This window comes from Streptomyces sp. NPDC101166, from assembly GCF_044768125.1.
In the GTDB taxonomy this organism is placed as follows: Bacteria; Actinomycetota; Actinomycetes; order Streptomycetales; family Streptomycetaceae; genus Streptomyces.
Window position 1 is genome coordinate 53,681 of sequence record NZ_JBIWPF010000006.1, and the last position, 6,767, is coordinate 60,447.

The following is a 6,767-nucleotide window of genomic DNA, read 5'->3' on the forward strand; positions in this document are numbered from 1 at the left end:
CGGCCGCCGTCCCGGCCCTTACGGGACCCGCCCGATCGATCCCCGATCTGACCGGTTTACGACCCCGCGAAGCCCGCCGACGGAACGTTCCCTCGGCGGGCGACGCCCCCACACGGATACCCTTGACAGGTGACCGACGCCCAAGAAACCGCAGCAGCCAGCTCACTGCGAACCACCGGAGGCGCCCCTCCGGACGACGGCGGATCGACTGCTTCCGGGGCGCCGACACCTCTCCTCGAACCGCGCGAGGGCATCCCCGAGGTGATCGCCGACGAAGCCTCGCTCGCCGAGGCGATCGCCGCGTTCGCCGCCGGCTCCGGCCCCGTCGCCGTCGACGCCGAGCGCGCCTCCGGCTACCGCTACGGACAGCGCGCCTATCTGGTGCAGCTGCGCCGCCAGGGCGCCGGCACCGCGCTGATCGACCCCGTCGCCTGCCCCGACCTCTCCGCGCTGGGCGAGGCGCTCTCGGGCGTCGAGTGGGTGCTGCACGCCGCCACCCAGGACCTGCCCTGCCTGCGCGAGATAGGCATGGTGCCGACGCGGCTGTTCGACACCGAGCTGGCCGGACGGCTGGCCGGGTTCCCGCGGGTCGGCCTCGGCGCGATGGTCGAGGGTGTCCTCGGCTTCGTACTGGAGAAGGGGCATTCCGCCGTCGACTGGTCGACCCGCCCGCTGCCCGAGCCGTGGCTGCGCTACGCCGCTCTGGACGTCGAGCTGCTCGTCGACCTGCGCGACGCACTGGAGAAGGAGCTCGACCGGCAGGGCAAGCTGGAGTGGGCCCGCCAGGAGTTCGACGCGATCGCCTCCGCTCCCCCGCCGGAGCCCCGCAAGGACCCCTGGCGCCGTACGTCCGGCATGCACAAGGTGCGCCGCCGCCGGCAGCTCGGCGTGGTGCGGGAGCTGTGGCAGACCCGGGACCGGATCGCGCAGCGGCGGGACGTCTCGCCGGGCAAGGTGCTGTCGGACGCGGCCATCGTGGAGGCGGCCCTCGCCCTTCCCACCACGGTGCAGGCGCTCGCGGCGCTGAACGGCTTCGGGCACCGGACGGGCCGGCGTCAGCTGGAGCAGTGGCAGGCCGCCGTCGACCGGGTGAGGTCGCTGACGGAGGCGCAGTTGCCGCTGCCGGGGCAGCCGGTCGCCGGGCCGCCCCCGCCCCGGGCGTGGGCCGACAAGGACCCGGCGGCCGCCGCGCGGCTGTCCGCCGCGCGGGCCGCGGTGTCGGCGCTCGCCGAGGAGCTGAACATGCCCCAGGAGAACCTGATCGCGCCGGACAGCGTGCGCCGGGTCTGCTGGGAGCCGCCCGCGCAGGCCGACGAGAGCGCGGTCGCGGCCGCCCTCACGGGATTCGGCGCGCGTCCGTGGCAGGTGGAGCAGGTGACACCGGCCCTGACCGCCGCCCTGACCGCCAAGCCGGCCTAGGGAGCTCGCGCCGGCCCGCCGGCGGGCTCGTGGGGACGCTCGCAGAGGAACAGGGACGTCGAGATCACGCCAAGATCGGCGACGGCCGCACCTGTCAGGTGTGACCTTCGCCGCTCGCCACGTGAGGACTGGGCAGCTACGTTACTCAGAAGTAGCATGGTCTGAGCAAGCGCTCAGCGTCCCGCACCTGGAGGAGAGCCATCGTGCCTCGTACCGTCAGGGACGTCGTCTTCGTCGACGGCGTCCGTACCCCGTTCGGCAAGGCGGGCCCGAAGGGCATCTACCACGAGACCCGGGCCGACGACCTCGTCGTGAAGGCGATCCGGGAGCTGCTGCGCCGCAACCCCGGGCTCGACCCCGCGAAGATCGACGAGGTCGCCATCGCCGCGACCACGCAGATCGGCGACCAGGGCCTCACCATCGGTCGCACGGCCGGGATCCTGGCCGGTCTCCCCCAGTCGGTCCCCGGCTACTCCATCGACCGCATGTGCGCCGGCGCCCTGACCGCCGTCACCTCGGTCGCCGGCTCCGTCGCCTTCGGCGCCTACGACATCGCCGTCGCCGGCGGTGTCGAGCACATGGGCCGCCACCCGATGGGCGAGGGCGTCGACCCCAACCCGCGTTTCGTCAGCGAGAAGCTGGTCGACGAGTCCGCGCTGTTCATGGGCATGACCGCGGAGAACCTGCACGACCGCTACCCGCAGATCACCAAGCAGCGCGCCGACGAGTACGCCGTGCGCTCCCAGGAGAAGGCCGCCAAGGCGTACGCCAACGGCAAGATCCAGGCCGACCTGGTGCCGATCTCGGTGCGCCGCACCAACGCCGACGCCGGTGAGACGGGCTGGGGCCTGGTCACCGCCGACGAGCCGATGCGTCCGGGCACGACCCTGGAGAACCTCCAGGGCCTGAAGACCCCGTTCCGCGTCCACGGCCGGGTCACCGCCGGCAACGCGGCCGGTCTGAACGACGGCGCCACCGCCTCGCTCATCGCCTCCGAGGACTTCGCCCGCGCCAACGACCTGCCGGTCAAGATGCGCCTGGTGTCCTACTCCTTCGTGGGCGTCGAGCCCGAGGTCATGGGCTACGGCCCGATCCCGGCCACGGAGAAGGCGCTGGCCCAGGCGGGCCTGTCCATCTCCGACATCGGCCTGTTCGAGATCAACGAGGCCTTCGCCGTCCAGGTCCTGGCCTTCCTGGACCACTACGGCATCGCCGACGACGACGAGCGCGTCAACCAGTACGGCGGCGCCATCGCCTTCGGCCACCCGCTCGCCTCCTCCGGCGTCCGTCTCATGACGCAGCTGGCCCGCCAGTTCGAGGAGCAGCCGCAGGTCCGTTACGGCCTCACCACCATGTGCGTCGGCTTCGGCATGGGCGCGACGGTCATCTGGGAGAACCCGCACTTCGAGGGGGACAAGTGAGCACCACCGCTGAGCTGTTGAAGGGTGCGGCCGAGCTGTTCCCGGACGAGGTCGTCACCCAGGCGCACGTACGCCACCTGGACCTTCCGTTCGGCGCCGGGCGCTTCGCCCTGATCACGCTGGACAACGGTTTCGACCACACCAAGCCGACCACCTTCGGCCCCGCGTCGCTGGCGAACCTCAACACAGCCGTCGACCAGGTCGAGAAGGAGGCCGCGGCCGGCGACATCGTCGGTGTCGGCATCACGGGCAAGCCGTTCATCTTCGCCGTCGGCGCGGACCTGAAGGGCGTCGAGCTCCTCAAGGAGTACGAGAACGCGCTCGCCATCGGCAAGGGCGGCCACGAGGTGTTCAAGCGCCTCGCGGGCCTCGGTGTGCCGACCTTCGCGTACTACAACGGCGCGGCCATGGGCGGCGGCGTCGAGGTCGGCCTGCACTGCACCTACCGCACGGTGTCCGCGGCGCTGCCCGCCTTCTCGCTCCCCGAGGTCTTCCTCGGCCTGGTCCCCGGCTGGGGCGGCTGCACGCTGCTGCCGAACCTGATCGGCGCCGACAAGGCCGTCTCGGTGATCATCGAGAACTCGCTCAACCAGAACAAGCAGCTCAAGGGCGCCCAGGTCTACGAACTGGGCATCGCCGACGCGCTGTTCGAGGGCGCGGACTTCCTGGAGCAGTCGCTGCTGTGGACGGCGTCCGTCCTCAAGGGCGAGATCGTCGTCGACCGTCCGGTGATCGACCGCGGCGAGGCCTGGGACCAGGCCGTCGCCAAGGGCCGTTTCATCGCGGACTCCAAGGTGCACGGCGCGGCCCCGGCCGCCTACCGCGCCCTGGACATCATCGCCGCCGCCAAGAACGGCGACCTCCAGCAGGGCTACGACGCCGAGGACAAGGCGCTCGCCGACCTGATCATGGGCGGTGAACTGCGCGCCGGCATCTACGCGTTCAACCTGGTGCAGAAGCGCGGCAAGCGTCCCGCGGGCGCCCCGGACAAGAACCTGGCCCGTCCGGTCACCAAGGTCGGCGTCGTGGGCGCGGGCCTCATGGCCTCCCAGCTCGCGCTGCTGTTCCTGCGCCGCCTGGAGGTGCCGGTCGTGCTGACCGACATCGACCAGGAGCGCGTCGACAAGGGTGTGGGCTACGTCCACGCCGAGATCGAGAAGCTGCTCGGCAAGGGCCGTATCAACCAGGACAAGGCCAACCGCCTCAAGGCGCTGGTGTCCGGCGTCCTGGACAAGGCCGAGGGATTCTCCGACGCGGACTTCGTGATCGAGGCCGTGTTCGAGGAGATCGGCGTCAAGCAGCAGGTGTTCGCGGAGGTCGAGGCGGTCGCCCCGGCGCACGCGATCTTCGCCACCAACACCTCCTCGCTGTCGGTCAGCGAGATGGCGTCGAAGCTGAAGCACCCCGAGCGGGTCGTCGGCTTCCACTTCTTCAACCCGGTCGCCGTCCTGCCGCTGCTGGAGATCGTCCGCGGCGAGCAGACCGACGACGCGTCCCTGGCCACGGCGTTCGCCGTCGCCAAGAAGCTGAAGAAGACCGCGGTGCTGACGAAGGACGCCCCGGCGTTCGTCGTGAACCGCATCCTGACCCGCTTCATGGGCGAGGTGCAGAACGTCATCGACGAGGGCACCCCGGTCGACATCGCGGAGAAGGCGGTGGAGCCGCTGGGCCTGCCGATGTCCCCGCTGGTGCTGCTGGAGCTGGTCGGCCCGGCGATCGGTCTGCACGTCTCCCAGACGCTCAACCGCGCGTTCCCGGACCGCTTCACGGTCTCCCCGAACCTCAAGGCGGTCGTCGAGGCGGGCAAGCGCGGCTTCTACGTCTACGACAGCGGCAAGCCGGAGCTGGACCCGGAGGTCGCCGCGCTGCTGAAGCAGGGCGACGTGGTCCTCACCGAGGAGCAGGTGCGCGCCCGCGTGCTGGAGGCCGTGGCGCAGGAGATCGGGCTCATGCTCGACGAGGGCGTCGTCGCCGAGGCCCAGGACATCGACCTGTGCCTGATCACCGGCGCGGGCTGGCCCTTCCACCTGGGCGGCATCACGCCGTACCTGGACCGCGAGGGCGTGTCGGAGCGGGTGAACGGCAAGCGTTTCCTGGCTCCGGGCGTGGCGTCCGTCCCGGCGTAAGCGCCGTACGGCACACGGGAGTACGACCGTGAAGAGGGCCTCCGCCGGTTCGGCGGAGGCCCTCTTCCGTACTCGTCCGTCCCCTCAGACCTCCTGCCAGGACGCCGGCGCGGGGCTCAGCTCGCCGGCGTGGAGGCGGGAGACGAGGAGGCGGCCGGTCGACGGGGACAGGGCCGCCGCGACCACCCGGCCCTCGTCGTCCTTCGCGAGGGCCACCTCGGTGTCGTCGGGCAGTGCCGGCCCGGACTCGGTCCAGCCGCCGGCCGCTTCCTCCCCGGCGCGGTACGAGGTGAAGGCGACACGGCCGTCCGTCGAGCGCTGGGCGAGCAACGCGACGTCCCGGCCGTCGAGTTCGCACCGCACGGCGGCCACCGGGCCGGGGCCCGCCACCGGCGCCACCGTGACCGGCTCGCTGCCCGGACGCCAGGCGCGCAGGTCGCCGGATTCGTCGGCGTAGAAGAGCGTGGTCTCCTCGGAGGAGGTGGCCAGTGCGCGGAGGGTGCCGGGCCGGACCGGCGCGCGGAGGAACTCGGCGGCCGCCACCCGCTTGGCCGGCTCGTCCTGCCGTCGGCGCAGGATTCCGCCGTCGACCACGGTGTACGCCTCCACGCACCCCGACTCCCCCACCATGGCGACCGGCGGCCCCAGTGTCTTGGCCCCCTCCGTCTCCGGCCGCTCCTCCAGCTCGCGCCAGGGCCCCCAGCCGCCCTTCTCCTTCTGGGCGATCATGCGCAGCCGGCCGTCGCCGTCGCGCACGAAGACGTGCGCCCGCCCCTGGTGGTCCACGGCCACCGCGGGCGGGCCCGTACGGTCGCCCTTGCCGTCCGGGTGGCCGAGGGGGGTCCAGTCCATCGGGGAGAGCAGCGGACGGAAGTGGGTGGAGTGCACCACGCCCGCGTTGCCCTCTCCGAGCGGTCGCCAGGAGACCAGGTGGGCGTAGCCGTCGACGCCGTGGCCGGCGGCGAGGACCGGGTACACCTTCTGGTCGCCGCCGACTTTGCGGGGTGCCTGCCAAGAGCCGCCCGGGGCCTGCTCGGCCCGGCACAGGACGCCGTCGTCCGACGTGAGGTAGACACAGAGCCGTCCGTCACGGCCGCGTATGAGCCAGTCGCCGTTCATCGGTTCACTGTAAGCCGCGGGCATCAGGCGCCGTGCGCCGCCCGTGCGACCCTGGGCTCATGGACGACGACAATCCCCCTCTCCTGGTGATCGTGGACGCCGCGAACGTGGTCGGGTCGGTGCCCGACGGCTGGTGGCGCGACCGGCGGGGCGCAGCCGAACGACTGCGGGACCGGCTGGCGGCGGACGGGCTGCCGGGGCTCTGCGGGCCCGCGGAGATCGTCCTCGTCGTGGAGGGCGCGGCCCGCGGGGTGCCGGCGGTGCCCGGTGTACGGGTGGAGTCGGCGCCCGGCAGCGGGGACGACCACATCGTCGCCCTGGTGGCCGACGCGGGCGACCGCCGACGCCTGGTGGTCACGGCCGACCGGGAACTGCGCCGCCGGGTGAAGGAACTGGGCGCGGAGGTGACGGGCCCGCACACAGCCCGCGGCTGACCCCCCGCACGCAACACAGCCCGCCCAACGGACCTCGGCCCCACCGGAGTGACCTCCCGCCCAGCGAGCATCCAGCGACCCCGAGGCGCGCAGCCCGCCCAACGGACCTCGAGCCCGCCGGAGTGACCTCCCGCCCAGCAGACTCCCGCCCCCCATGGACGCAGCCCACTCAACGGGCTCCCAGCCGCCCCGGGTCGCATCCCGCCCAGCGGGCCTCCAGCCACCCCAGGGACGACCCCCGCAGGGCG

5 protein-coding genes are annotated in these 6,767 nt (G+C 72.5%); 4 read left to right on the forward strand and 1 reads right to left on the reverse strand.

The genetic code is table 11. The annotated features are described in order from the left end of the window. Nucleotides 1-129 precede the first annotated feature (129 nt). From ACIRS4_RS13120 to ACIRS4_RS13130, 3 genes are all read left to right on the forward strand, one after another. Entirely contained in the window at nt 130-1,419 is a 1,290-nt protein-coding gene (locus ACIRS4_RS13120) for an HRDC domain-containing protein (protein ID WP_404194167.1), read from the forward strand. A gap of 203 nt (nt 1,420-1,622) precedes the next feature. Continuing rightward, entirely contained in the window at nt 1,623-2,840 is a 1,218-nt protein-coding gene (locus ACIRS4_RS13125) for a thiolase family protein (RefSeq protein ID WP_404194170.1), read from the forward strand. Next, the gene (locus tag ACIRS4_RS13130) at nt 2,837-4,966 is read left to right on the forward strand and encodes a 3-hydroxyacyl-CoA dehydrogenase NAD-binding domain-containing protein (protein ID WP_404194172.1); all 2,130 of its coding nucleotides are present in this window, start codon (nt 2,837-2,839) and stop codon (nt 4,964-4,966) included. Before ACIRS4_RS13125 ends, ACIRS4_RS13130 begins: the two co-directional genes overlap by 4 nt. 84 nt (nt 4,967-5,050) lie before the next feature. Here ACIRS4_RS13130 and ACIRS4_RS13135 read toward each other — a convergent pair whose 3' ends face one another. Beyond that, complete coding sequence (locus tag ACIRS4_RS13135; RefSeq protein WP_404194174.1) at nt 5,051-6,085, reverse strand: hypothetical protein; 1,035 nt, start codon at nt 6,083-6,085, stop codon at nt 5,051-5,053. Between the two features lie 59 nt (nt 6,086-6,144). Between ACIRS4_RS13135 and ACIRS4_RS13140 the strand changes: the two genes are divergently transcribed. Beyond that, nucleotides 6,145-6,519: an NTP pyrophosphohydrolase gene (locus tag ACIRS4_RS13140; RefSeq protein WP_404194177.1), complete on the forward strand. Its 375-nt coding sequence runs from the start codon at nt 6,145-6,147 to the stop codon at nt 6,517-6,519. Nucleotides 6,520-6,767 lie beyond the last annotated feature (248 nt).

Coding starts and splice junctions, on each gene's coding strand:
- ACIRS4_RS13135 (WP_404194174.1), bottom strand. CDS start 6,085: ATGAACGGCGACTGGCTCATACGCGGCCGTGACGGACGGCTCTGTGTC.
- ACIRS4_RS13140 (WP_404194177.1), top strand. CDS start 6,145: ATGGACGACGACAATCCCCCTCTCCTGGTGATCGTGGACGCCGCGAAC.